12 protein-coding genes, 1 pseudogene and 1 CRISPR repeat array are annotated in these 25409 nt (G+C 57.6%); of the genes and pseudogenes, 3 read left to right on the top strand and 10 right to left on the bottom strand.

What is annotated here, in order from left to right:
- Positions 1-204 precede the first annotated feature (204 nt).
- The 7 genes and pseudogenes from LLH00_16230 to LLH00_16200 form a co-directional block, all read right to left on the bottom strand.
- Positions 205-1419, bottom strand: coding sequence for a PorV/PorQ family protein (locus LLH00_16230; GenBank protein ID MCE5272827.1), 1215 nt, complete (start codon positions 1417-1419; stop codon positions 205-207).
- Between the two features lie 61 nt (positions 1420-1480).
- Positions 1481-4774, bottom strand: a complete 3294-nt coding sequence (locus tag LLH00_16225) for a hypothetical protein (GenBank protein ID MCE5272826.1) — start codon at positions 4772-4774, stop codon at positions 1481-1483.
- Between the two features lie 68 nt (positions 4775-4842).
- Positions 4843-7944: a TonB-dependent receptor gene (locus tag LLH00_16220; GenBank protein ID MCE5272825.1), complete on the bottom strand. Its 3102-nt coding sequence runs from the start codon at positions 7942-7944 to the stop codon at positions 4843-4845.
- A 345-nt stretch (positions 7945-8289) separates the two neighbouring features.
- A complete protein-coding gene (locus LLH00_16215) occupies positions 8290-8700 on the bottom strand; it encodes a response regulator (protein ID MCE5272824.1) in 411 nt (136 codons plus the stop codon).
- A 249-nt stretch (positions 8701-8949) separates the two neighbouring features.
- Positions 8950-10428, bottom strand: a complete 1479-nt coding sequence (locus tag LLH00_16210) for a sigma-54 dependent transcriptional regulator (protein ID MCE5272823.1) — start codon at positions 10426-10428, stop codon at positions 8950-8952.
- Positions 10425-14066, bottom strand: coding sequence for a GHKL domain-containing protein (locus LLH00_16205; protein MCE5272822.1), 3642 nt, complete (start codon positions 14064-14066; stop codon positions 10425-10427). Before LLH00_16205 ends, LLH00_16210 begins: the two co-directional genes overlap by 4 nt.
- A gap of 594 nt (positions 14067-14660) precedes the next feature.
- A pseudogene (locus tag LLH00_16200) lies at positions 14661-14996 on the bottom strand (PAS domain-containing protein).
- Between the two features lie 641 nt (positions 14997-15637).
- Here LLH00_16200 and LLH00_16195 point away from each other — a divergent pair.
- From LLH00_16195 to LLH00_16185, 3 genes are all read left to right on the top strand, one after another.
- A complete protein-coding gene (locus tag LLH00_16195; GenBank protein MCE5272821.1) occupies positions 15638-15949 on the top strand; it encodes a hypothetical protein in 312 nt (103 codons plus the stop codon).
- 1243 nt (positions 15950-17192) lie between these two features.
- Entirely contained in the window at positions 17193-17867 is a 675-nt protein-coding gene (locus tag LLH00_16190) for a response regulator transcription factor (protein ID MCE5272820.1), read from the top strand.
- Positions 17848-19260, top strand: a complete 1413-nt coding sequence (locus tag LLH00_16185; protein ID MCE5272819.1) for a HAMP domain-containing protein — start codon at positions 17848-17850, stop codon at positions 19258-19260. The genes LLH00_16190 and LLH00_16185 overlap by 20 nt, the downstream gene beginning before the upstream one ends.
- A 209-nt stretch (positions 19261-19469) precedes the next feature.
- Here LLH00_16185 and LLH00_16180 read toward each other — a convergent pair whose 3' ends face one another.
- From LLH00_16180 to LLH00_16170, 3 genes are read right to left on the bottom strand one after another with little or no spacing between them, the layout of a single operon-like run.
- The gene (locus LLH00_16180) at positions 19470-22547 is read right to left on the bottom strand and encodes an efflux RND transporter permease subunit (GenBank protein MCE5272818.1); all 3078 of its coding nucleotides are present in this window, start codon (positions 22545-22547) and stop codon (positions 19470-19472) included.
- Positions 22544-23608 carry an efflux RND transporter periplasmic adaptor subunit gene (locus LLH00_16175; protein ID MCE5272817.1) on the bottom strand — a complete coding sequence of 355 codons (1065 nt, stop codon included), beginning with the start codon at positions 23606-23608 and terminating at the stop codon, positions 22544-22546. The genes LLH00_16180 and LLH00_16175 overlap by 4 nt, the downstream gene beginning before the upstream one ends.
- Entirely contained in the window at positions 23605-24747 is a 1143-nt protein-coding gene (locus LLH00_16170) for a TolC family protein (protein MCE5272816.1), read from the bottom strand. Before LLH00_16170 ends, LLH00_16175 begins: the two co-directional genes overlap by 4 nt.
- 418 nt (positions 24748-25165) lie before the next feature.
- A CRISPR array of direct repeats spans positions 25166-25397; the repeat unit is 32 nt; unit sequence GTTTCAATCCACGCCCCTGCGCGAGGGGCGAC.
- Between the last annotated feature and the right edge of the window lie 12 nt (positions 25398-25409).

Raw genomic sequence — 25409 nt, 5'->3', positions numbered from 1 at the left:
CCCTGCAATCGGGTCTGGCCCGGGGTAAAGTCGCGTCGTTTCAGGACCCGCCGGAGCTTGTCCTTCCATCCCGCCGCCCGTATATCGGAAAACGGGCAACGTTCCCGGCAGGTGTTCCATAACTGATCAGCCTGCCCCCTTCATCCAGTCCGCCGTTGCGGGCAGGATTCAGGGGGCAGGCCGTTTCAAGTTGCTGCAGAAAGGTCAGAACCCGAAGGACACGGAGAAGAAGTTATCCGCGGACAACCGACCCTTGTTCTTCCAGGCATAGTTGAAACGCAGGATCATGTCGCCGATCGTGCGCTGCACGCCGCCTCCGACGCTGAACCCGCGCCAGGTCGGATCATCCCCGAGGTACTCGTAACCCATCTGGTCCTTATCCTCGGTGTACTCGTCGGTCTGGATCTGCCAGCCCAGCCGCAGGGCCGCCGAAATGGCCGGATTGAAGTTGTAGTTTATCTCGGTGCCGGTGGCGTAGGAAAGCGGAATGTAGCTGGGACGCCAGAGCTCGGCGGAGGCCATCCAGTTCATCTTCTCGCCGGTGTAAAGGTTGTAGGCCAGCGCGATCTTCATCGTCGTGGGCAGCCGGTAGGTGTGGGTGCGGAAGAAAACCTCCCGGTCCAGACGGCGGCTCATGGCGTAAGGATCGTTGGGATAATCCTCATAGCCGCCTGGCAGGTTGCCGGTCTGGAGGCTCTGTGGCCCGACGGATTCCAGGAGCACCGGCCCGTTCATGGTCATGTTGGTGCCCAGGTTCTGGATCGCGAAAGCGAAACGGATCTCGCGCTCCATGAACTCGGTGTGGTAGATCGCACCGGCGTCAATGGCGAACGCGTTGGCGCCCAGGTTGCCCCACACGTCCTGATGCACGTACTTGGCGCTCAGGCCGCCGACGAAGCGATCCGAGAAATTGTAGGCCAGCGATCCGCCCATCTGGAAATCGTAGGCGTTGAACGTGCTTCCGGTGCCCTCGGGGCTGGAGATCGTGGTGATCTCCATGTCCGGAATGTCGAGGTAACCGAAGAACCCGCCCACCACCACCTTACCGTCGGCAAACGGCATGGCCGCGGCAGCATAGCTGTAGGTCAGGTCCAGGGTGTAGTCGACTACGTTCAGCATCATTTCGCGGTTACGCAGGAATCCCAGACCGGCCGGGTTCCACCAGATCGAGCTGATATCGTCCGTGACCGCGGTGTAGGCGCTGCCCAGGGCGATACCCCGTGCTCCCACCGGGATGGTCAGGAACTCCGCGGCGCGGACTCCGACAAACGAGGAGTTGTCCATCCGCCCCTGGTCGATGTACTTATCCAGCCCGGAGTAGTCCTGACGGCCCACGCCCTGCGCTTGCAGGCCGGCCGCCACCAGTGTCAGGACCGCACAGGCCGTGAACATGGCTCGTATGGCCGTTTTACTTATCATTATCAAACCTCCGTATAGGCAGCGGGGAAAGATCCCGTTCAAGTTCAAGGTGTTGATCCTGTTAAAGGACGATATAGAACTTGCCCGTAAATGTCTTGCCCCGCGAATCCGTCACGTGGAAGAAATAGAGGCCGCTGGCGACCGTCTGTCCGAAACGGTTCCTCAGATCCCACGGTTCATTTCCACTGTGATTGTCGAAACCGGTCATGACCTTGGGTTCGTTCACGGTCAGATGGTCCCAGTCGGTGTAATTCCCCCAGCCGGAACGGTTCGCCCCGATGTGGTTGAGCACGTTGACCAGGTTGCCGCCCATCGAGAAGATACGGATAGTGCAGCGGTCCGGCAGGTTGACGAAATCGATGCGGCGTTGCGTGGCCGACAGGTCGAGCAACGAGCTGGCGATGTACGGGTTCGGGACCGCCTTGATCCTACTCAGGTCGGCGTCCTCCGGATTCAGCGTGCTCCGGTCGATCTTGATCTCCCATTTGTCGCCGACAGCGGGAAGCTCGGGGACTTGCGTGAACACGGTCTTGTCGCTGTTCCAGCTTCCGAAAACGTTGGTCACGGTCCAAACCGAGCCGGGCAGCGGCATCGTGATTCCATCCACGCCGTCGCCGTTGGTGCCTGCGAGGTCGAAACGCCACAGGATGCCGTTCAGGTACAACCCGAAATGCTCAATGTTATCGGCGGGCATGGTCTCCGGCATCTTGACCGTACGCTCATTGAACGGCAGCAGGGCGACGAAAGCCTCGTCGAAATACGTGCCGCGTTTGTTGTTGGCGCCGATATTCGCGCCGAAACCTTCCTTGGTCTGGAAACCCCAGCCGTCCTGATCCGGGTAGTCCGCATGCGGCACGGCCCGGTTGCGTGTCAGGTCCTTGACCTCCAGGGTCAAGTTGCCGCCTCCAGCATCCTTCCAGGTCACCGAGAACCTTCCGTTCCGGGTCAGGGACACCATGCTCGGCGGCTGATTGGGTCTGGACGCGACACCTGCGCAATCGGCGACATTGGGGATGGTGATCTTGAACCGCGCGGTGTCCGCCCCTGCTTCCATGTAGGAGGTGGTCTTATTCGAAACCTGGGTTATCAGGCTGGTGAAGGTCACATCCATGGCATAATTGAGGCCGACAGCATCGACCGGGCCCTGGAAAGTGATTGTCTGATCGTTGGTCTTGCCGCCGTAGAGATCAAACTCCGGGGTCTCGTAGCTGCCGTCCACCAGAACCAGCCCCCTCATGCCGCCCGTGGTGTTCCGGCCCGAGCAGTTCCAGTACTTGTCATAGCTTACGCACTTGATGTAGAGAGTTTTATCCTGCGTTATCCGCTCGTTGTTCACCGGAATGAAACTCATCGCGGATATCGCGGGCGCCAGCAGCAACGGGTCTTCAACGATCCTGCCCGTTCCGTCGCCGGCCAGAGTGTAAATGAAAGCGTCCTGGCGCTCCAGGCCATCCGCCGGGATGTAGTTTACGCTGGCGATGCTGGCCGCCTTGAAATTGCTGGCATCGGAGCGCGGAATCACGTTGTACAGCCCCGGTACGCCGGTCCGGTTCCAGACCTTGCCCGAGGCCGCATCCGGCAGGCTGAACTGGGCGCCTGTGGCCGGGTCGTAATTCTTGTCGTAAGGCACCAGCGCGTACCAGACCTTCATCCCGTTCTTCATGCGGCTGTAAAGACGGTCGTCCGCAAGTTTGTCCACGTAGAAAAACTTCAGGTTGTTGGACGACTTGTTGCAGTCCATCAGCAGTTCGCTGTGCGTGTCGTTCGGACCGACATAGCTGCGGAACAGACGGAAACCCTCGAAATCGTACTCGACATAATGGTTGTTCGGGTCGAGGTTGTTCGCCTGCAGGAAAGTGTAATACGGGTCCGGGCTCTGGACATCGATATCGCTCCAGGTGAGCGTGACCTGGCGGTCACCGGGAATGATGGTCATCTCAGGCACCAGCGGAGCGGTCGGAAGGATGTACCCGCCATCGTGCACCGACTGCGCCACCTCGGCATACTGCTCCATGGGCTTGAACGCTTCCTGGATATAACCGGAGATGATGTTGTCCACTGTCTTGGTCGGAAGCTGCAGCGGCAAAGTGGCCGGATAGCAGAACATGTAGGCGTAATCGAAGGAGAACGTGTCGCGCGACGTGACGTCGTGAAGCTCGGAATAGAAAGCCACGTCTCTCCAGTTGCTGGCCCCCCAGAGCCACTTGGAATAATTCGCATCCGAGGGCTGCAGCACACCCGGAGTGCCGGTCCCCTCCCGTCCGGTCCAGGGACTGACCGTGCCCAGGAAATAAGGGGCGCACTCGTCCACCAAACCCCTTCCCATCCGGTATTTCTTGCCTTCCGGAGAGACCGCGCTGTAATACATGTCGGGTCCGGCTTTGAACCCGAAATCGGAGCCGGAATGGATCAGGTTGGTCATCCGGGCGGATTCGCCGTTGTACATGGGCGGTTTCAGCATCTTGCCGCCCACCAGGAACGGATACTGGGGGGTGTAGGTGCTGAGAGTGGGCTTTTCGGAGTAAGTCATCCAGATCTCTTTCTCCGGATGATAACCCCAGGCGATATCACCATCACCGCCGAAATTCATCTGGCGGCTTTCCCAGACCATCACGCCTTTCCAGGTCCAGCCGTCCTGGTTGTTCATGATTCTCGGATCCGGGTTCGACGCTTTAATCCCTCTGTTACTGTGGTATTTGGCATACATCGAAGAATTGCCGACCAGGTAATGCAGGAAAACGATGTTATTCCCCTCGGCGAAGTCCAGGAAATAAGCGCTGATCCCGATATAACTGCAGGTGGAAATGTTGTTCAGCCAGGTCAGCAGCGCATCGCCCGTGTGCACGAACATGGTCTCCGCGCCGTGGACTATCGGGGCTCCGCTGGGAGAAAACCCCTCGCGCGCCTCGATCGGCCAGTCCAGCAGGTTGTCCGCATCCTTGGTGCTCCAGACCTGCCGGTACTTAGACAGCGTCGGGCCTTCCAGATTGTCATCGCCGGCCGCGAATGTCTCGGCGAGGTACTGCTCGCACTCCGGCAGCGGTGAGCACCAGCCGCTGACATCGTTGCGTCCGTCCTGCTGCATGCAGGTGTCTTCCGGGAGACCGTCGCCGTTGAAATCGCGGGTGGTGCAGATGACGAAATTCCAGTTGTCGTTGCCCATGTAGTTGCCGGAACCGCGCGGGAACTGGACGCTGGTGCTGTGAAACGCACCGCCCCAACCGCTCGATTGTATCTGAAATCCGACATTGTTCCCGGTGGAGAACCGGCTCGACAGCATCTCAGCCTGGGACGGTGAGACCGTCAGGCCGAGAATCGCCGCGAGTGTAACCAGAATAATGCCATTTCGCATCATAGTAATCTCCACTGTTTCTCACTGACAATTAAGCCGAGCGAAACCTTTCCGCCGTCTCAAGGTCCGGCTCAGAAAGAGAAATCGATTCCCATGCGGATCTGACGCGCCGTGCCCCAGATGCGCTTATCCATTGTGTTCTGGAGCATGCTTTCGGCATAGGCGCCCAACACCGCTTCGGACCGGCTCAGGATCCCGTCGCCGTTGAAATCGCTGTTGAACAGAACGTGCCTGGAATCGCTGGAGGTCAGATCATCCCAGACCAGGTCCAGTCCGGCGTTCTGGGTCTTCACGGACTGCTCGTAGCCGCCGTAGGTGGGATACTGTGAGTTGTTCCGGCGGTTCAGGAGGTTGAAGACCTCTCCGAAGACCGACACCTGGCGCGTGCGACCCAGCCTGAAAGCCTTGGACAGACGGATATCCATGTTCGTGTACCAACGGCCGCGGAAGAAATTGTAACCGTCCCACATGCTCGTCAGGGCCGCATCCTCCTGCTTCGTATAGCCGGAGCCGTTGCCGCGTTTCAGGAGCGGCTCGCCGCTCTGGAACGAAAAGAGAGCGTAACCCCGCACGTTGCTCAGTATCTTGTTGTAGACAGTCCCGGCCTTGAAATCCTGCGGGACAAGGTAGTTGAACTGGGCCGTGAACTTGTGCGTGCGGTCACCGTCGATGGGGCGCAGCTCGTCCGGGGGCGTGAAAATCTCGTTCGTGGAGGCGTCTATCGACGGACTGCTGTTGTAGGCGCTTCCGGTGGTGCGGCTGAACTGCAGGGTGTACATCAGGTTATAGGAGTAGTTTTTGGAGAAGCGCTTGGCCAGCTTGAAATCCACGCCCTTGATATTCCCGTTGTCGCGGTTGGTGTAGCCCTCGATCCAATCGCGGCTGCGCAGTTGCTCGTGCCAGGCGTAGTAGTCACGGAAGAAGGTCTTCTGGGCCACGTTCCCGTCCACATCCCGGTAGAAAGCCACGACATCCAGCATCAGGTCGTTGTTCACCAGGTAGCTCAGGCCGCTCTCGAAAGCGTCCGTGCGGCTGTATTCCAGTCCGCCCGGATTGGCCCGGTCGAACATCAGGGCCAGGGTGGGAAGCTGCGAGAACACACCGTAGCTGAAACGAAGCTGCGATTTGTCGGTCACCGGGAACCCGACGTCGAAGCGGGGCGACCATTCGTGGAATGCATGCGGACTGAACCTGTCACCGTACTGGTTCGAAGCGGTCAACCCCCAGTTCGCGTTATGCTGGAAACCGTCATAGCGCAGGCCGTAGTTGAACACGAAATCACCCAGGTCGGTCCGGTTCTGCACGTAAGCCGCATAGATAGGCGGCTTGTAGTGGAACTCGTTGCGCGGGTCGCGCAGAGGGCTCGAGTAAATGATGCTGTACTGGTCGTTGTTGATCCCGGTGTACTGGTAACCGATCTTCGCGCGGTTGGTGCGGTTCATCTGGAAATCCAGGTCCACCTTGTAGTTATCCTGCTGCTCCTTCAGATAACGGTACGAAAGGTAGTACACGGACATGGTTTCCATGGCGAAGGCGGTTTCATAGTACTGCCCCTGCAGCCAGGCCTCGTTGCCGTTGGGCAGGTACGCCAGCTTCTTTTCCGGCAGCAGCGGGTTTTCCTTGTTCGGATAGGTCTCGACCTCGAACTGGATGTCGTGCGGGGACCAGCTCAGGAAAGTGTCGCGCTCGTAGTTGGTCCTCAGGCTCGAGGAGTTGATTTCCTGGGTGTTCAACCGCATGTAGCGGAACTGCAGGTTGGCGCTGCGCGAGGCATTCTGCCAGAAGAACCAATCTGCCCCCAGGAGCGTCGTATTCGTCCGGCTGCGGCGTCCGAAAGACTGCGGGACGACGAACCGGTCAAAGCCCTTCGCCCAGTACGGACTGTTTTCCCAGGACGCCGATATGTAGCGGTTATAGAAATCGGTGGTCCGGTCGATCACCCCGCTCTGGAAATAGTTGCCCTCACCCGACCAGCCCCAGGGGTAGGACATCTGGTTGCGCGTCCAGTTGTTCGAAACCAGCAGTTTGAGGTTCTTGACGGGTGAATAGGTGATCTTGCCCGAACTCAGCGTGCGGTCGCCCCAGTTGCCGGGCAGGCGGACCGGGTTGCCGGGCGAGAACAGCGAGGCCTGCACTCCGGTTTTGGAGGCGTAGAAAGCGTGGCCGGTCTTGAACATGTCGAGGTTGTACGGCGGGGTGGCGAGCTTGCTCAGGTATGAATCGTTGCGGATAGCCTCGTTCATGCGGTCGACGAAATCCTGGTTCACGCCGCGGAAGCCCTCGTCCGCATGGGTCGGGGTGCGGTCGGCCTGGCCCTGGATTTCGCCGGAACCCTGGAAATACATGTTCGGGACCAGCGGGACCGGGCCGCCGATACTGGCCTGGACCTGGTTGTAGCCCCAGTCCGAGGTGCGCGGCTGCTGCTCGTCAGTCGTGAAACGGAGGCTCCCGCGATAGTCCGGGCCGCCTTCCTTGGTCACGATGTTGATTATGCCGGACTGGACATTGCCGTACTCGGCCTGGAACCCGCCGGTGATGATATCCACCTGCTCCACCGCGTCAACCGAGAATTCCTGCGGCGTGGCGTCCTCGCTGGTGGAGCCGATCTCCTGCTCGAAAACCCAGCTCGCGCCGTTGGCAAAGGGATTTGCGGTGTAGTTGCGGACCATGATCCCGTCCACAACCATGCCTTCCTCGCCCAGACGGCCGCCGCGGATGCGCAGGCCGCGCCCCGCTGCGTCACGTCCGCCGATCTGCACTCCGGCCTGCAGGACCATCATGTCCTCGAGCCTCGTGGCCGGGGTCTCGGCTATGTCAGTGGCGGTCAGGCGCTGCTTTGTCACCGTGTTGTCGCGGGGCACCAGGATTTCGGATTCACCCTCGATCGTGATCCCCTGCATCTCGACCACCGTGGAACTCAGATTCGCGTTCACGGTGGCGGTCTGGCCGGCCAGCAGCAACTGGTCCTTGATGGTCAGCTTCTGATAGCCGGTGTAGGTGAAGGTGATGGCCTGGCGGCCGGGCGGGACGCTGAGAATGAAATAGTAACCGTCGGTATTGGTGACATTGCCCAGCCGGGTGCCCTCAACAGACACCTGCGCCCCCTGTATAGGGTTGCCCGTATCCTTGTCACGGACAATCCCCTCGATCTTCACCGTGCTCAACTGAGCCATCAGGCTTGAGCACGTACACAGCAAGGCCGCGATTACGCACAGGAAGTTCAACTTCGTTGGTTTCAACATAGATCGCCCTCCAAATAAGAATCCTCCTTCGCGTCGACCGTCCGGCGAAGGAGTTCCCTGATGGTGCACACGATATGGCTCGATCTAAGGCACACAGATTCACCACTCTGCGCTTATAGGCAGCTCCTTTCTCCGTTTGGTTAGCCGGCTGCCCGGGACTGTCGTCCCGGGCAGCCTCTCCCGCTATCGCCACCGGATCGGTCCCGGCGGCATTTCATCCGTTTCGAGCCCGCCAGACGGAGAACAAGTCCCCGACAAAAGAGGCGGGACATCAACTCACAGTGAATCCACTTGTCGTTTTTTCGTTTTATCGCAAATTTTGGCAGTCAACCTTATAAGCTTGTTGAAATCAACGGGTTTATAGATATAGGCATAAGCTCCTCTCTGCATCGAGGCCTTTTCGGTCTCCAGGCTCAGGTCCCCGGTGACCACAATCACCGGAATGCTTGCATCGTGAGTCTTAATCGCTTTGATCACATCCAGCGCGGTCATTTCCTGCATGTGGAAATCCGTGATGACCAGACCGATCTCGATTTGCTGGACAGTCTCCAGCGCCTGCCGGGGATTCTGGAAAAGGAGGGAGTGATAGCCAAGCAAACCGAGCGTATCCGCCACGATTTTCATGAATTCGAGATCGTCGTCTATCAGGACTATTTTCTTTGTGAAAGGCATTCCCCTGCGAGCCATTCTCTGTCACCTGGTGGTCAAGGGCGATTTAACCCGCTGTTCCCTACGGCCCGGGGGGCAAAACAGGAAACATCTGGCAGGAGCAATACAAGAAGGATACCAGCAGCAGGATATCGATTAATTCACTGATGTAATTGATGATAGACGACAAGAGAGCACGACGGGATGGTGGCTAACAATTAGCCGCGAGACATAATTTAGCCGGCTATTATTTAGCCCGTTGTGGCGGTGTTGAAGCCTTTCCCGCAGTCAGGGTTTTTCTTCGACCGCATACCGGGAAAGTCTTTTCAACTTGTTCCTCAGGGAATATCTGGTTATTCCGAGATAGGAGGCGACCTTGGTTTTGTTACCCTTGAACAGGGCCAGGATCTTTTTCAGGGCCTGGGCCTCGATTTCGTCCAGGCTGAGCCCCTCTTTCGGCAAGTGAACGGAAAAGGAATCGACGGCCTCGTGGCTGGCCGGAGCGCCGGACTGCCTTTGACTGCCGGCGATCCTGAAAGAGAAATGCTCCTGCCGCAGTTCGGGTGCGTCGTTCAGGAGGACCGCCATGTCGACAATGTTCTGGAGCTCGCGCACGTTTCCGGGCCAGGAGTAATTCTCCAGAATCCTCTCGGCGCCCGGATCGATCGACCTGAAGCGGCGTCCCCGTCTCCCGGCGTATCTCGAAAGAAACATCCGGGCCAGCGGCAGGATTTCCTCTTTTCTCTCCCGTAGCGGTGGGATGAAAATCCGGCACATGTTCAGACGGTAGAACAGGTCTTCCCGGAAACGGCCTCTCTTCACCAGTTTCTCGAGGTCATGATTCGTGGCGCAGATCACCTGGGCTTCCAGGTTGATCTTGCGCAGCCCGCCCACCCGGAAGAAATTCCGTTCCTGCAGCACGCGCAGCAGTTTGGGCTGCATCTCCCTGGGCATGTCACCGATTTCATCCAGGAAAACAGTCCCATCCTGGGCCAGCTCGAACTTTCCGATCTGTCCGGTTTTCTTGGCGCCGGTGAAAGCCCCCCCGTCATAACCGAAAAGCTCGCTTTCAAAGAGGCTCGGCGATATGGCCGGGCAGTTGATGGCCACAAACGGAGTGGAGCGTCCCTTGTCTCCGTAGTGAATCATGCGGGCCACTATTTCTTTTCCCGTGCCGGTCTCTCCCTCGATCAGGACCGGGATCATCTTGTCCTTGCTCATTTTCCGGGCCAAAGTCATCACCTCTTCCATGGCCTTGGAAAAAATCCCGATCTCACCGATGCCGTCGATGTCGGCGCAGGTGTGACGGAGTTGCTCGAGCTTGGACTCCGTCTCCCGTGTCGCCTCTTTCACCTTTTCCTTGAAATGCTTTGTAAGCTCGTAGTTCTCCCTGATCAGCGCCTGATGCTCCACCACCCGGTCGACCACGGAGTTCAGCTCCTCGAGCTGGATCGGTTTGTTCAGGTAGTCGTAGGCCCCGGCCCGCAGGGCAGCTATGGCCGTGGTCATGTCTCCGTGGGCGGTGATCAGGATTATATCCGTCCCCTGGCCCTGAGGCATTTCTTTTATCCTGTTCAGGAGCTCGATCCCGTCCATCCCCGGCATGCGGATATCGGTAAGCACCAGAGGGAAATGTTCCCGGCTGAATATCTCGAGGGCCTTTTCCGCTGAATCGCACTGGACCACCCGGTGTCCCAGTTGATTCTCAAGATGGTCCGCCAGCACATCGCGTCCCAGAGGCTCATCATCGACAAAAAGGATATTCATGAACGCTCCGTGGGATTGTGACCGTTGTAAAGAGGGATTTCCACCACGAAAGAGGCCCCTCCGTCTTCCGTGTTGCCGGCTTTCACCCTTCCTCCGAAACCTTCGCAGAACCGTTTGACAATCGCCAGGCCCAGGCCCATCCCCTGCTCATCCCTTTTTGTAGTATAGAAAGGATCGAATAGCTTGCTGCCCGCGCCCTCGAGGATACCCGGCCCGTTGTCCCGCACTTCCATCCGGGCGAAATTGCCGTTGGAAGAGAGAGCAATCGTTATTCTTTTATCCCTTTTTTCCAGTGTATCCAAGGCGTGCATCGCGTTGACCACCAGGTTGAGGACTATCTGCTCCAGGTTTATCTTGTTCCCCCTGAGCTTCAGCGGGCTGTCGTCCCCCACCACATCGAGCCGGATCATGTGAGTCGCCAACTGTGTGCCGATCAACGAAACGGCCTCGCGCACCGCCTCCTGAAGGCTGAACTGTTCCTCTTTCGTCCTGTCCGGAGATATCCAGTACGATCGCATCTGCTTGATGATTTCGGTAATTCTGTTAACGCTGCCCGAGATGGATTGCAGCCACATCCGGTACTTCTGGGGGATCAGGCCCTGGTTCCGCTTGTTCCAGAACAACAGGCTGTCCGCGATCACCTTGATATCGTTCAGGGGCTGGTTGATCTCATGGGTGATCCCGGCCGAAATCACACCTATCGAGGCCATCCGGGAGGCTCTTTCCGCCACCTGCAAAGCCTCCTTCTGTTGCCGTTCCGCCTCCAGGCGGGCCTGGAACTGGGCATATCTGCCCCAGGTATTGGCAATGATATCGGCGATGGTTTTGAAAATATCGTTTCCGGAAAGCTCTGCAAGGGGTGATTCTTTCTGGCAGAAGCAGATGAATCCCATCAGCCTGTCCATCGTGCCCACGGGAAGGATCAGCAAACGGCCGATATTACCCCGCTGCAAAGCATGCCTCAGGTTCGCGTTCAAATCAGAAAAATCCGATATGAGTATCTCTCCCTCCTCAGCCAGTCTTTTGCCGAAAGGGTCAAGTTCCCTGCGGCTCAGGGCAAAAGAGCTTGTTTCTCCGGGATGCAAAGGCTCTCTGAACCACTGCCCGATTACCGAGGCTGTTGCCGGTTCCGGCTCCAGCCTGTACAGCAACACCCCGCCGATATTCAATTCCTCCCCTACCGTTTCCATCAAGTCGTCGAGGATTCCGAAAAAGTCGTCCGTGGAATTGAGGCGGGAGGAGACCCTGGCCAGCAGTTTTTCATATTGCAGCGCGTTGAGCAGTTTCTCCTGTTCCGTGGTCAACTGCACGTTGGCCTGGTGCAGTTCGTCGGTCCGCTCGAGGACCAGTCTTTCCAGAGTAAAATGACGGTGAATGGCGTAACCGAGGAGAACGATAATCATAATGCTCCCCACAGTGGCCAGAAGCACGAACCCGGTTTCCCGGTACCAGGGCGGCAGCACTTTGAAATGGAACTGCGCCGGGTAAAGGTCGCAGTTGTAATTGACATCCATGGACCGGACTTCGAATGTGTGAGGCCCGGAGGACAAGTTGCTCAACCAGGCAATAGTGCTGGTCTTGAAGGGGGACCACTCCTGGTCATCCAACCGGTAGGAATAGAACAGTCTTTCCGGCCGGGTGAAATTCCATTTATCCACCGCTGAAAAAACCAGCCTGGTTTCCCCGGAGGGAGATATTTCCTCCAGGTTGTCCCGCTTGCTGATCAAAGTCCTGGGCGGATCCGAATCCGCTTCAGGATGAAAGCATCTCACGCCTTGAGTCGTTCCGGCCCAGACCGTACCATGGCTGTCCTCGAAGACGAAGTTCGCTGCCGTGTTGGGCAGCCCGTCCTCCGAGGTGTAAGTGACCCATGTTCCCTTGAAATACCGGTGGATGCCGGTTGTCGAGGCTACCCATTTGCTGCCGTAGCTGCGGCCGTGGATCGAATAAACGTTGTCCAGGCCCCAATTCCGGACCAGGGACCATTTACTGCCATCGAATTCGAAAATCTCATTCCGTCCGCCCGCCCAGATTTTACCGTCCTCGAATTCGTGGAAGCAAAACACTCCTCCCCCTGAATAGCCCTGCTCGGGCCCGACCTTCTCGAGCCTGCCATTCCGGAAAATTTCCAGTCCGTGCTCCGATACGGATGATCCACTCCAGATAACACCGTTTGAAGCTTCAAGAAAACATATTATCTCATAGGGTTCCTTAAGGGTGATGACCGGTTTGTATACCTCACCGTCGAAAACCTCAAGCCTTTGAATCGGAGAATCTGTTTCACAGACAGTTGAAAGCCAGGCTTTATGATTGAAGCCCGGAAAAATCATGTCAGGAATTCTTTCCCCGTCTTTAACCGGAGGATTCGGATCATGATAGGGAAGCCGGCTCAATCCGGAAGGCGAGATCAAATAGCACCCTCGTTTCCCCGGGAAAAAAACGGCCACCCTGTTGCCAGGTAGAGAGAACAGGGTGACCGGCATACGGTCGATGCTCGTGATTCCCCTGGGCAAATCGAACTTCCGCCATTGTCGGCCATCATACACCAACACGTTCCTGTCCGCAGCCAGATAGATATTACCGGAGGAATCCTCGTAGATAGCGTGGCATCTTGTCAGCTCCTCATCCAGCCCGGGCGGCATCTGCCAGAGCGGCGGCGTGTATCTTGCCAGGCCGCGGCTGGTAGCCAGCCAGAACACTCCGTTTTCATCCAGAGCGACTTCTTTGCTTATGTTACCCGATAATACTCCAGCCGCCTCTTTCGATTCGCCTTTCCCCGCTGAAATCCTGTAAAGATCGCCATTGTCATTGATTATCCAGTAACTGTCCTTAATCCCTGGCCAGCCGATGTCTATGGAACCGGAATACCCGGTTTTTCTCATCCATCGCTTGTTTTCGAAAACCAGTAAATCCTTTTTGTTTTTTTTGATATTGTCGGCGACAATATACAGTTCCCCCTTGCCGCCCTCGACCGGAGACCGGAACGAAGCATATTCAGCCCAGGGGGTGTGGAATTCCTGCCAAGCCTGTTCCGGGGAAGCGGAGTGCGGGTCGTACAGGCCTATCCCCCGGTTGCCGGTAATCCAAAAACGGCCTTCCCGGGATCCGGTCAGGTCCAGAAAAGGACCAATCCCGGTCTGGTCGGATTGAAACAGTTCCATACATCGCTGCTCAGCGGCGTCAAATAGAACCAGACCCTTCCCCGTCAGATAATAAAGCCGGTCTTTGTCCCCCGGTAGGAATGGAACGTCTTTCGGAAAAATATGATATATTTCCGGGTACTTATTCTCGACTTGTCCGGGTTCGGCAAAGAAAGACACCCATCCGCTTCCCAGAAATAGCTTTATTTCTCCCGGAGTGTAAGACCACAGTTGTCCCTGACTGTTTTCCTTTATTGTCGTGAACTGACCGGGAGAGGGGAAAGGAAAAACAAGTTTACCGTTCTCGTCCGGCCAACCGTCCATCCAGCTCGCGGTTCTTGTCGAGCCGTGCGTAATCCAGATTCTCTCTCCGGGTCCGATTGTCACATGAGAGATATAAGATTCCTCGGCGCCCTGCGGCGCCTGAAAGAAACGCCAATCCGCAGGCTCGCTGCAGAGCGGACGGTCCGAAGGCGATAACAGGGTGAACAGAAGCAAGGTTGAAACCCACCGAAAAGCGGGTATAAAAGGCACCTGGAGGAAGCGCAAAAAGGTTCTCTCGAGTTCAGGATGAAATTTCACGGAAGGCACGGCGACAACCTCACATAAAGCAATAATCAGACCATTTTTCGATAACGCTGATCTGTTCCATGGAAACAAAAAAAACACCGGTTGCCGGCGGAACTGAAAAAAGACACGGGCGGAGATTGTGATACAACCGGATGAGGCTGTTCTTTGCTTATGGGCAGTCTTATTAAAATCGCAGTCCTGGATAAAGTCAAGTTTGGTCTTGAGGCCGGGCGTTGAGGCGTACGATCTTGACCGGTCCCAGCCCCATCTTTTACTGCCGGTGACGATCGTTTCCAGGTTTCCGCATAAGAGAGATCGGGCGGGAACGCCTGCCTGTCGGGACGGCGAACCCGCCCTGTGGGCAAGACTTCCGGACAGGTTGGACGGATCGGAAGAACCTCTTTGGATCAGTCCACATACAGACCGTGTTTACCTTGGGAATACTCCGGGCTTGTGGGGTATGGTGTGGGGATGATTGATTGCACTAAAAGAAAAAGGACCCGGGAAAATCTCCCAAGTCCTTGACTCGCTCTCGCTCAGGTCGCGGAACGTCTCCGCCCCTCCTATCACCTGCCCGTTTGAGTCCCGCAGCACCGCGGTGGAGATGCTGATCGGGATACGCCCGCCCTCCGCGTCGATTATGTAGCAGGCCCTGCCGATAACCGGACGGCCCGAACCGAGGGTGCACCGCAGGGCGCACTCGCTCTCGCACATGCTGGAGCGCAGCACCTCCGGGCACAGGCGGCCGAGGGCGTCCTACCGGCTGATCCTGGTGTTCTCCCCGGCCGCGCGGTTAGACGAGGTTATGCGCCAGTCTGCCTCTACGGTGAAAACACCGTCGGAGATACTCTCCAGGATCGCATCGGTCGGTGCGGGCGGAGGTTCCCCGCGACCGTCAGGCCGGTGGACTGGTTCGCAGCTTTCTGTTTCCTCGGCATCTCACCTGCGCCTGTTCATAGCATTCGACAGCGATAAACGGAGTAATTCAAGCCGGCAGCATTTGCTCCCGGAAGCAAGGACTACATCCGAACGGCTGATATTGCCCGGCAGTTTTTAGGATAGGGATGCATCCCACAGACGACAAGCCGTTACAGGCATTCCAAAGGTGCGGGGCTTCTGACGGCATCCCTTCGGCCCACGCTTCAGGCGCCGCCTCGGCCCCGGCTCGATTATAATCCCAAGGGCATGACTTGAATAAGGAGTCCGAGGCCCGGAACGGTATTTTCGCGCCGCGTTAAGCAATGATAATGGCACGCCCGTCTACAGCGGCATCAGATAAACACAGCTTTCCCTATCGATTCAATACTATTCAACAAGTTGATTACTTTTAACACATTCACATCGTTCCATATTGTCAAGATAGAAATCATTCAGCGCTAACACGCATCTTCAAATATGAAGATTTTTGTTTGATTATTCTCTCTGTTAGCATATATTGAATTTAGATTCAATATTAATATTAAGACGATTTGTCAATCATTCAATCACAGGAGGTTACAATGCCCAGAGGAAAAGGTATAGACAAGGCAAAACTGTATAAGCTTGTGAAAGCCGGCAAAAGCGCCCAGGCGATAATGAGCGAGTTGGGAATAAAAAATAAAGCCGCGTTTAAAGTTGCCCTCGCCGATGTGATGATCGAGAAGGGCGAGGTCCTTCAGGTGGCCGGCATGTCCGCCCGCTCGACCGGCAACCGCAAGCTGACCAAGATGGGGCTCATCATCCCCCGCGCCCAGCTCGAACCTCAGTTCAAGCAGGGCGATCAGTTCGAGATGTCGATTGAAGGCGGCACGATCACGCTGACCAAGGTGTGAGTGTTTGCCGGAAGAGGTTGAAAGCCGGGCCGGGAATTCGGCCCGGCTTTTTTGTTTCCCGTGGAACCGGACTTGATCCGGCTGACAGGGTGGGCGGGCGCCGGGTTGGAGTGCCATCCATCGTCCGCGCCGCCGACCGGTTGCCTGCCGGGCGTGCGAAGCGGCGGCTTGCCCGGGGGGCTTCGCCACTGTAGCCGCTTGACCTCAAAGCCCAGTGAATGCAGCCTCGGCCAGGCCTGTGACTTATGTCTTCAATCTGCACCGCGGCCAGGGATTGCCCCGCGGCTGACACACACTCTCGCTGGCGCACGGAATAAACATCAGGAATGTCTGCAACCGGGCTTAACTGTTTGATAATAACTTAGTAAAAATCGCAGCAAGGTGGAAATCATCATCCGATGCACTATCATCAACGAATTGGTGTTCGTTGATGATCAGAATGCGGAAAACAACAGATCCGAGGATTCTTGTCCGTCACAGATGTTCGACATGGAGATGCTGCCCAAAGGTTCCAGACGGACAACGATCGAGGTTCCGGAGGGGATGCTGGAGTTCAGCTGCGGCCACCCGGAGCACACTTCAAAGGTAAAGGACAAGTATGTCTGTCTGGTCGGGGAGTCATTCCTGGGGAACGAGGACAACAGCCGGACAAGCCTGGGGTCGCCTGGTGCAGGGAGCGCTGGAGACCCATGCGAGGCTGTCGGTGTTCGACACAAGCCTTCTATAGCACCTGTACCGTGACCTGGCCGGCTTTCCGCTGGAGTGTGTGATCCCGCCGATGAATCCACACAACCACCTCCCTGAGGGTGACCCGCGGATAATCCGGACTATCCTCTGGGCCAATGTGGAAATACCCCAGCCTGGAGTATTCTTAAGTCGGGTGGATCGGCACACCGGGGGCGATGCGGCTGGTGCTGCAGGTGGAGGAGTTGACCGGCTCAACGTGATGCGGATGAACTACACTCCGCCGGAGGGGTTCAGCGAGGCCTCCTCCCTGGGTCTATTTAAGTTACAGCTCTGAAGAATATGGATCAGCTTGTATCGAATCAGGTTTGCCGGATCGGCGGTGAAATCGGTCCGGAAAGCCTTTGTTTTTCACCGTTCTCTCCGCAGCAGGACGAATTATCAAGTTCAAGAACAGCCAAGAAAAACGGTTGCATTTTCTTGGCGCGGCCTCTTAATATGAAATGCCCAGTTCCACTATCAGGCTCTTATGGCGTACAACAGCGCTATCGGAGAAAAAATGCGGATCCTGTTGGTTGAAGATGATTTGAGGACGGCTTCGTTTATAAAGAATGGTCTGCAGCAGGAAGGCTATGTGGTAGAACACGCCGCGGACGGTGAAGAGGGCTTGAACCGGGCTCTGGTGGAATCCTACGACACGGCTGTGATCGATATCATGCTGCCCAGGTTGGATGGCCTTACGCTGATCAAAGAGCTCCGCCGACGGAAAGTGTTGACTCCGGTCATCGTACTCAGCGCCAGGAATTCGGTGGACGACCGGATTCAAGGCCTGGAGTTCGGGGGGGACGATTATCTCGTCAAACCGTTTGCCTTCGCCGAACTGTTGGCCCGTATACAGGCGCTCATACGGAGAACGCATTCTGTTTCCGAGCCGACAAGCCTGACCGTGGGGGATTTGTCCATCGACCTGATCAGGAGGAAAGTGTTCCGTGCCGGGAAAGAGATATTACTTCAGCCCCGTGAATATGTTCTTCTTGAATATCTCATGCGGAACCCCGGCCGCGTCATTTCGAAAACCATGATAATGGAGCATGTCTGGGACTATAATTTCGACCCGCAGACCAATGTGGTGGAAGCCCGGATCTGCAAGTTGAGGGATAAAATCGACCGTGATTCAGAGACGAAGATGATTCATACGGTCCGGGGAATGGGATATGTTCTGGAAGAAAAATAGTGGCTTTCTCAGAAAAGTGACTTTCCGCCTCACCGTGTGGTATCTGGCCCTTTTTGCCACTTTTTCCATCACGGTTTTTTCACTCATCTTTGCGATGCTGACCTCGGACCTGCGGCAGCGCGCGGATGAAGAGCTGCTCGACAACATGCGGGAATACGAGGCCTGCTACAAGGAAAACGGACTAATAAAAACAAACAGGATGTTCGTCGACGAGGCGGCCGGCGACGGGATATCACGCGTTTTCAACCTTCTGCTGTCTCCCTCCTCCCAAATCCTCGCCTCCTCCGATCTCAGCGCTTGGCAGGGGATTGGTCTGACTGCGGATAAATATGCCGATCTGTCGGACAAGGCCAGCTTCAAAACCCTGTCCGTACCGGGGCAGGAGTATAAGGTGAGATTAATTTACAAAAAGATCGGAGACGGCAATATCATGGTCCTCGGCGCCTCCTTGGAAGATGATGAAGAGATATATGAGGGATACAGGAATATTTTTATCGTCGGCCTATTGTTGATGATGACATGCGGAGGATTTCTGGGGCTGGTGATGGCCCGCCGGGCCATGGCGGGTGTGGAGAGGGTCACGCAGACAGCCATCCAGATCAGCCGGGGGACTCTCGGTCAGAGGGTGCCGGCCGGGAACGAGGGTGAGGAAATTGAAAATCTCGTTTCGGCCTTCAACGATATGCTTCAGCGCATCTGCGTTCTCGTAAGGGAGCTGAAAGATGTCTCGAACAACATCGCCCACGACCTGCGCAGCCCGATAACAAGGATCCGGGGGATCGCGGAGACCACACTCACCAACGGGAAAAGCCTCGAGGAATACCAGGAAATGGCCGGCGTAGTCGTGGAGGAAAGCGACCGTCTGGTGGAGATAATCAACACCATGCTCGAAATTGCGGCTACGGATTCCGGGATGGAAACCACCGCCAGGACCACGGTGAACATCAACGAGGTTGTCCGGGATGCCTACGATATTTTTCTCCCGGTCGCAGAGGGCAAGGATATCCGGTTCCGGTTGTCGCTCCCGCAGGAACCCTTTTTCACTTCCGGTAACATTTCCCGCCTTCAGCGGGCTATAGCCAACCTCGTGGATAATGCCATCAAGTTCACGCCCGAAGGCGGGGAGGTACAACTGACCGCAGGCGCTACGGTCGACCGGGTGCTGATCTCCGTGATCGATTCGGGTATGGGGATGGATCAGAAAGAGTTGGACAGAATTTTCGAACGCTTCTACCGGGTGGACAAGAGCCGGTCGACTCCCGGCAACGGCCTGGGGCTCAGCCTGGTCAGAGCGATCGTACACGCCCACGGCGGCGAAATACAGGTAAAAAGCCAGCCCGGCAAGGGAAGCGGTTTCACTGTCGCGCTGCCCCGTCTTTCCGCCTCTCATTAATCCACAACTCGAGTATTACCAAAATTTAATCTTCCGGTTAGGTTTATCGAGCTATGCATAAAGCGTTTCAAACTCATTCGCAGCACTCCGGGTGGACCCGGAGGCCCGGTTTCAAGGCGGGTTTTCTGTCTGTCGGGAGGGGAGGTCGATAAAGGAAAGGAGAAATACAGCCTGCAGAAGATGTATCAACACGATCTCAAGCCTGAGTTTTAATGCTTGTCAGGCCGGAACCGCTGAAAAAAAGACGTCCTGCCGCACCAGAGCATCAGCAGGGGCACCACGAACAGGTTGACGAAGATGGCGAAAGTCAGGCCGCCCATGATCGAGATGGCCAGGTTCTGGATTATCTGGGTGCCGGTGCCCAGGGCGAACGCCACAGGTAGAAGAGCGAAAGCGTTGGCCAGCATGGTCATCACAATCGGCCGGAACCGGGTCCGAACCGCGCCCAGCATGGCCGTCTGCTCGCTGTCGCCGCTTCGTCTGCGGATCAGGTAGTAGTCGAATATCAGGATGTTGTTGTTGATCACGATGCTCAGCACGATCAGCATGCCCATGAACGCCGTGATGTCCAGCGGCTTGCCGGTCACCAGCAACCCGGCGAATATCCCGAGCATGGTCAGAACCAGCCCCAGCATTATGATTGTCGAGATGCGCAGGCTGCCGAACTGGAACAGCAGGGCGGTGAACATTATCAAGATGGAAAGCGCGATCACCAGCGCCATCTCGCCGAAAGTCCTCTGCTGCTCGCGGTAAAACCCGGAAATGTCCGGGGTGATGTCCGGCGGCAGGTCGAGGCCGGCCAGGGCGGTGCGCACTTTCTCCACCGCCGCTGTCATGTCGTTGCCCTTGAACCGCACCGAGACCACCGACACGGGTGACAGGTCGTAGTGCGTTATCTCCGGGACTTTCTCGGCCAGGCTGATCTCGGCCACGCTGCCGAGCGGCACCTGACGGCCGGTGCGGGGCGAGTAGACTGTCAGGGAGCGGCGCAGGTACTCGATCGGGTCGCGGTCCGGGCGGTCCAGCATCACCCTGAGGCCCAGGACTTTCTCGCCCTGGATCACGCTTCCCACCAGGGCGCCCCAGTACTGTGCGTTGATCTGCGCCGACAGGGTGCTGACATCAATCCCGTAAATCGCTTCCGCATCCGGCTTGAGTTTCACCCCGATAAAGGGCGAGGTGTAGGTGGTCTTGAGGTTCACCTCCTCCAGTCCGCTCACCGCGCGGAGGGTGTCGCGCACCTCGGCCCCCCGGGCGACCAGTGAGTCGGGGTCGGAACCGTACAGCACCACCGTGATCGGCGACTCCTCGCCCAGGATGTCGCCCAGGCGGTCCTCCAGCACCATCGGGATATCGAACTCCAGCAGGTGCGGGTAGCGGGTCCCGATCCGGTTCAGAAGGTCGTCGCGCACCTCGTAGATCGTGCGGGAGCGCTTCTTTTTCAGGCTGACCAGGAAATCCCCCACGTTGGGCTGCTCGGAGACATGGCCCAGCGAGTTGCCGATCCGGAGCGTCCAGCCCTCGACCTCCGGCGCCCGGTCGATTATCCGGCCGATGTCCCGGAATTCGCGGTCGCTCTCCTCAAGCGAGGTCCCGGCCGGCAGCGCGATATCGACCACAAAATTCCCCTCGTCCCACTTGGGCAGGAACGTGGCCGGCAGGCCCTTGTACAGCAGGACGCTGAGCAGGATTCCCACCGCGGTGATCGGAAGCGAGATCCAGGCCCGGCCCAGGAAACGCCGCAAAAGCCCCTCGTGACGGTCCGCCAGAGTGTCCAGCCAGCGCCCGCCCTCAGGCTTCGGATGCTCCGGCAGGGCGATATAGGCGATTATCGGGGTGACGAAAATGGCCAGTAACTGGGAGATTACGTAGGTCGAAATCAGTACGAAAGCGAGCTGCTTGAAAAACACCCCCACCACCCCGGAGAGCAGAAGAAGCGGCAGGAAAATCGAGATCGAGATCAGGGTGGCGACTGTCATTATCGGCAGTATCTCGCGCGAGCCCTCGATCACCGCCTCCTGCTTGGAGCCTGAGCGGCGGTAGTGGCGCTCGATGTTTTCGATCACAATGACCAGGTGGTCGATCAGCCCCCCGACCGCCGCGGCCATGCCCCCCAGCGAAAAGATGTTGAAATCGAAATGCACCACCTTGATCCCGATTATCGTGACCAGGAAAATTATCGGGACAATCAGCAGGAGGAAGAAGGAAAGGCGCTTTTTACGCAGGAACAGGAAGACGATGAACGAGGCGATCAGCGTGCCCAGGATGATGGCATCCACCACGCTGCGGATCGCCTCGCCGATGAACTGGGTCTCGTCGTAGTATTTCCGTATCTGCATGCCCCGGCCGGCCAGGCTGCGGTTGAATCCCGCCACCATGCGGTCAACCGCCTGGACCACCTGACGGCTGTTGCCGTCCGGCTGGCGGATCACGTTGAACACCACGGCGTTCTTGAACCCGCTGGCCGCGGTCATGCTGGTGGCCGGAGTGTGGTCCTCAATGGTCAGTGCCAGGTCTGAAAGCTCCACGTAGCGGCCATCCGCCAGCGGTATCTTGAGTACCGGAATGTCCTTTATACTCTCGGGTTTCTGGGTCAGCGAGAGCACGTACTGACGGTCGTAGTCGCGGATCAGGCCCAGGAAATCGATGGCATCCTGCTCTTTCAGGAACCGCACCACCGAGTCCATGTCCAGGCCGCAGGCTTTGACCTTTTCGTTGTCCAGTACGATTTTGTACTCGGTGTACTGCGGCGCCCGTATCTCCACGTTGTACATTCCCTTGACCGAAAGGAGCACGGGCCGGAGCTGGTAATAGAGGGTTTCGGTCAGACGGTTGCGGGGCGCCGTCTCGGAGCCGATCGCGTACATAGCAATCGGGAAACGGGCGGGCGAGGCCTGCAGGATTGTCACCTTGGCCTCGGGCGGTATCTCGTTCTTGATCTCCGCCATCCGGGCTTGCACGAACTGCAGGGCCTGGTAGGGGTCGGTGCTCCAGGTGAAATAGATATTGATCTCGGTCGCGCCGACCGAGGTAGTGGAGATCACCCGCTCCACGCCCTGGATGGTCTTGATGCTCTCCTCGGCCGGCTTGGTGATCTGGAACAGCACCTGCCGGATCGGGGCGTAGCCGTTTTCGATCGTGACCTGCACCCGCGGGAAGTAGACGTTGGGGAACACGCCCTGGGTGATGTTTCCGGCCAGTTTGTACCCGACGAGGCTGAGGATGAAAATCACGATGAAGATTGCTATCTTGTTCTTCAGCAGATAGAGGAAAAACGAGCGCCTCATTTCACCCTTACATTCATTGCGTCTGAGAGAAGATAGGCGTTGCCGGTGACCAGCTCTTCATCCGGCCCCAGCCCGCCGGCGATCACCACCCGGTCGAGGTAGTCTTTTTCCACGGTGATGTATTTCCTGTAGGCTACATTGTTCCGGACCACAAACACGGCTGGCTTGTCCTCGTCCAGCACCACCGCGCTCTTCGGGATCAGCAGCCCCTTTGCAGTCCGCAGGTGAAAAGTCACTGTCACCTCCAGGTTCAGCGGCGTCGGTTCCTCCGGCCGGATTATCACCCGGAGCTGGTTGGCATCGGCCGAGGGATAGCTGTGGCTGACCCTTCCCGCCACGCTCCGGCCGTTGCAGGAGATCGTGACCAGTTGGCCCGGCTGAGGCTGCTCCAGTGCGCCGTACGGCACATAGGCCTCCACCTGTTCATCCTGCGGCGACACGATACGCGCCACCGTCTGCCCGTAGGTGACGAAGCTCTGTTCGGCAAGAACCTCGGCCACGTACCCGGAACTGCCCGCTGTCACCACGTAATTTCTCTCCCGTCCCTCCAGGCGGCCGCTCGTTATCTGCTGGTCCCGAGCCTGGGCTTTCTGGTTGTTCAGCTCCTGTTTGATCGCCACGTTGTCGTTCTCGGAGATTATCCCGAGCCGGAGCATCTCGGCTGCGTCCTCCACTTTCCTGTCCAGGGCCTCTACTGTTGCGTGGCTCAGCTCCAGCTTTTCTTTCTGGAGTTCAAGCTCGCGATCCAGCTCGGTGTTCTCCAGACGGGCGACCGGCTGGCCTTTCTCCACTGGCTGTCCCACCGATACGTACATCCGGCCGATCTTGCCCTCCGACAGCGCGGTGACCGCGAAGCTCGTCCGGGCGACCACCCGGCCCTGGGCGCTGAATACCAGAGTGTCGATCACACCGGCAGGCCGGGCCACAGTGACCTCCACCAGCGGCTCTGGCTCCGGCTCCGCCTCTGACTGTCCCCCGCGGCGCAACATCACTACCGCCAGCACGGCGATCGCTGTCAGCGCCAGGGCGGAGACTGTCCATATCATTCGCCTGTTGTTCACTCGAAAATATCTCCGGCTGACAGGTGATTCAGTAACTGCCCGAGTTTCTCGTACTCGAAGCGTGTGCTCTCGTAATTCTCCCGCAGCGCGACATCATCCCTGAACGCGTTGAACACGGTGTTAAAATCCACAAACCGCCGCCGGTATCCCTCCAGCAGCTTTCCCAGGGTGTTATCGGAAAGCTGTGTGGCGGTTTCCAGGTTTGTCAGCATCTCCCGTCGGGTCTCGATCTCCTGGAGCCGGCTGCTGTAGAAATCGGCAAGCTCGGCCCGGGCGGCCCGCTCCTGCTCGGCTGCGGCCTCGGCACGGGCCCTGGCCGCCGATATCCGGTAGCGCCTGCCCCCGTCGAACAGCTTGAACAACAGACTGGCCGACACCATATACTGGTCCCCGGTGCTGCCCGGCTCGCGGTTTCGGACCAGGGAATTGCCCACCTGCAGGTCGGGCAGATGGTCCCGGCTCTCCCGGCTGACCTCCAGCAGCGCCTGTTTCCTCTCCAGCTCCAGGACCGCAAGCTCCGGTGAACGTGCCAGCAGGTCCGTCTCACTCACAGCGGGCGGCCCGGCCGTGTCGAGGCTGTCCACAGCGACACTGTCCAGGCCGGTCAGGGTGCGCAGAGCCCGGATTGCGTTATTCAGACCGAGACTGTCCGAACGGACCGAGTTCTGGCAGTTCAGCTTCTCCACTGTCCAGCGGCTGATCTCGGTGGCCGGGAACACGCCCTTATCCACCCCCTGGCTGGCCAGAAGGATATTCCTCTCGATCAAGGCCAGGCTTGCTGTGTGCACCTGCAGCAGGCGACTGTGATACAGCACGCCGTAGTATGCCTCCGCCAGCTGGCTGAAAATGTCTTTCTTTTGGATCCGGGTCAGAGAGCGGTTTTTCTGGATTTCGTAGCCCAGGCCAGTCCGCTCCAGACCTTTCTTGTTGAACAGATCGATTGTGTTGAACAGCCCGATGTCTCCGCTCGTGTAGCGGCCCAGGTCTCTGGTGGAAAAGTGGAAATAATCCACCGCGCCGTCCAGGTTGAGGTATTTCTGCCAGGCCAGGCCGGTCTTTTCGCTCCGCAGTGCCTTTTCCTGGAATTCCATGGCCCTGATGGACGGGTAATGCGCCAGAGCGTCCCGGTACAAATCCATCAGTGTTTCGGCGCGGGCCATCCCCGGGCCTGAGGCAATCAAAAACATTAGGCAGATGATAAAGCATGCAGGCATGGGTCTCATCGGACTCACCGGATCACTGAACGTCGCGTGTTAAAATGCCTTTCCGTTCTCCACAGTACCGAACGGGTATCGTAATAAATATAAAGGTATTCAAATTATCGGGAAATTGCCGTAAGATTACCATTTGGTAATGTTTGAATGAAACTGAGGAGGAGACGGGGTGAGACTGACTTGATTCAGATCACCGGTGCAGGCTTCAGGGATAAATGGCGCGTAGAGTCAAAGACAGTCAAATGAGGAAGCGGGGAGGCAGATAGCGTGTCAATGCCTCACCCACAACAGCGGTCATGCCACTGGGAGCGCTCTGCATGATTGTTCTTAATCCAACCTCCAGTCGAACAGCCACGCCCCTGCGCGAGGGGCGACCCGCGCCGTCCGGCAGGTCATTGTCAAAGAAATCGTTTCAATCCACGCCCCTGCGCGAGGGGCGACAAAGCCGAGGCTGGGACGACTGGCCTGCGTTCGAGTTTCAATCCACGCCCCTGCGCGAGGGGCGACTTGAGTTGCAGCTCAAGGCCCCCGCTGGCCATGCTTGTTTCAATCCACGCCCCTGCGCGAGGGGCGACCATCCCGCCAAA

It is taken from the genome of bacterium (assembly GCA_021372515.1).
In the GTDB taxonomy this organism is placed as follows: domain Bacteria; phylum Gemmatimonadota; class Glassbacteria; order GWA2-58-10; family GWA2-58-10; genus JAJFUG01.
This window is presented reverse-complemented; position numbering and strand designations above follow the sequence as displayed.

Excerpts from the sequence above, each read along its gene's own strand:
- LLH00_16210 (MCE5272823.1), bottom strand. The coding sequence starts at position 10,428 with ATGAATATCCTTTTTGTCGATGATGAGCCTCTGGGACGCGATGTGCTG.
- LLH00_16215 (MCE5272824.1), bottom strand. The coding sequence starts at position 8,700 with ATGGCTCGCAGGGGAATGCCTTTCACAAAGAAAATAGTCCTGATAGAC.
- LLH00_16185 (MCE5272819.1), top strand. The coding sequence starts at position 17,848 with ATGTTCTGGAAGAAAAATAGTGGCTTTCTCAGAAAAGTGACTTTCCGC.
- LLH00_16220 (MCE5272825.1), bottom strand. The coding sequence starts at position 7,944 with ATGGCTCAGTTGAGCACGGTGAAGATCGAGGGGATTGTCCGTGACAAG.
- LLH00_16170 (MCE5272816.1), bottom strand. The coding sequence starts at position 24,747 with ATGGATTTGTACCGGGACGCTCTGGCGCATTACCCGTCCATCAGGGCC.
- LLH00_16195 (MCE5272821.1), top strand. The coding sequence starts at position 15,638 with ATGCCCAGAGGAAAAGGTATAGACAAGGCAAAACTGTATAAGCTTGTG.
- LLH00_16190 (MCE5272820.1), top strand. The coding sequence starts at position 17,193 with ATGCGGATCCTGTTGGTTGAAGATGATTTGAGGACGGCTTCGTTTATA.
- LLH00_16225 (MCE5272826.1), bottom strand. The coding sequence starts at position 4,774 with ATGATGCGAAATGGCATTATTCTGGTTACACTCGCGGCGATTCTCGGC.
- LLH00_16230 (MCE5272827.1), bottom strand. The coding sequence starts at position 1,419 with ATGATAAGTAAAACGGCCATACGAGCCATGTTCACGGCCTGTGCGGTC.
- LLH00_16180 (MCE5272818.1), bottom strand. The coding sequence starts at position 22,547 with ATGAGGCGCTCGTTTTTCCTCTATCTGCTGAAGAACAAGATAGCAATC.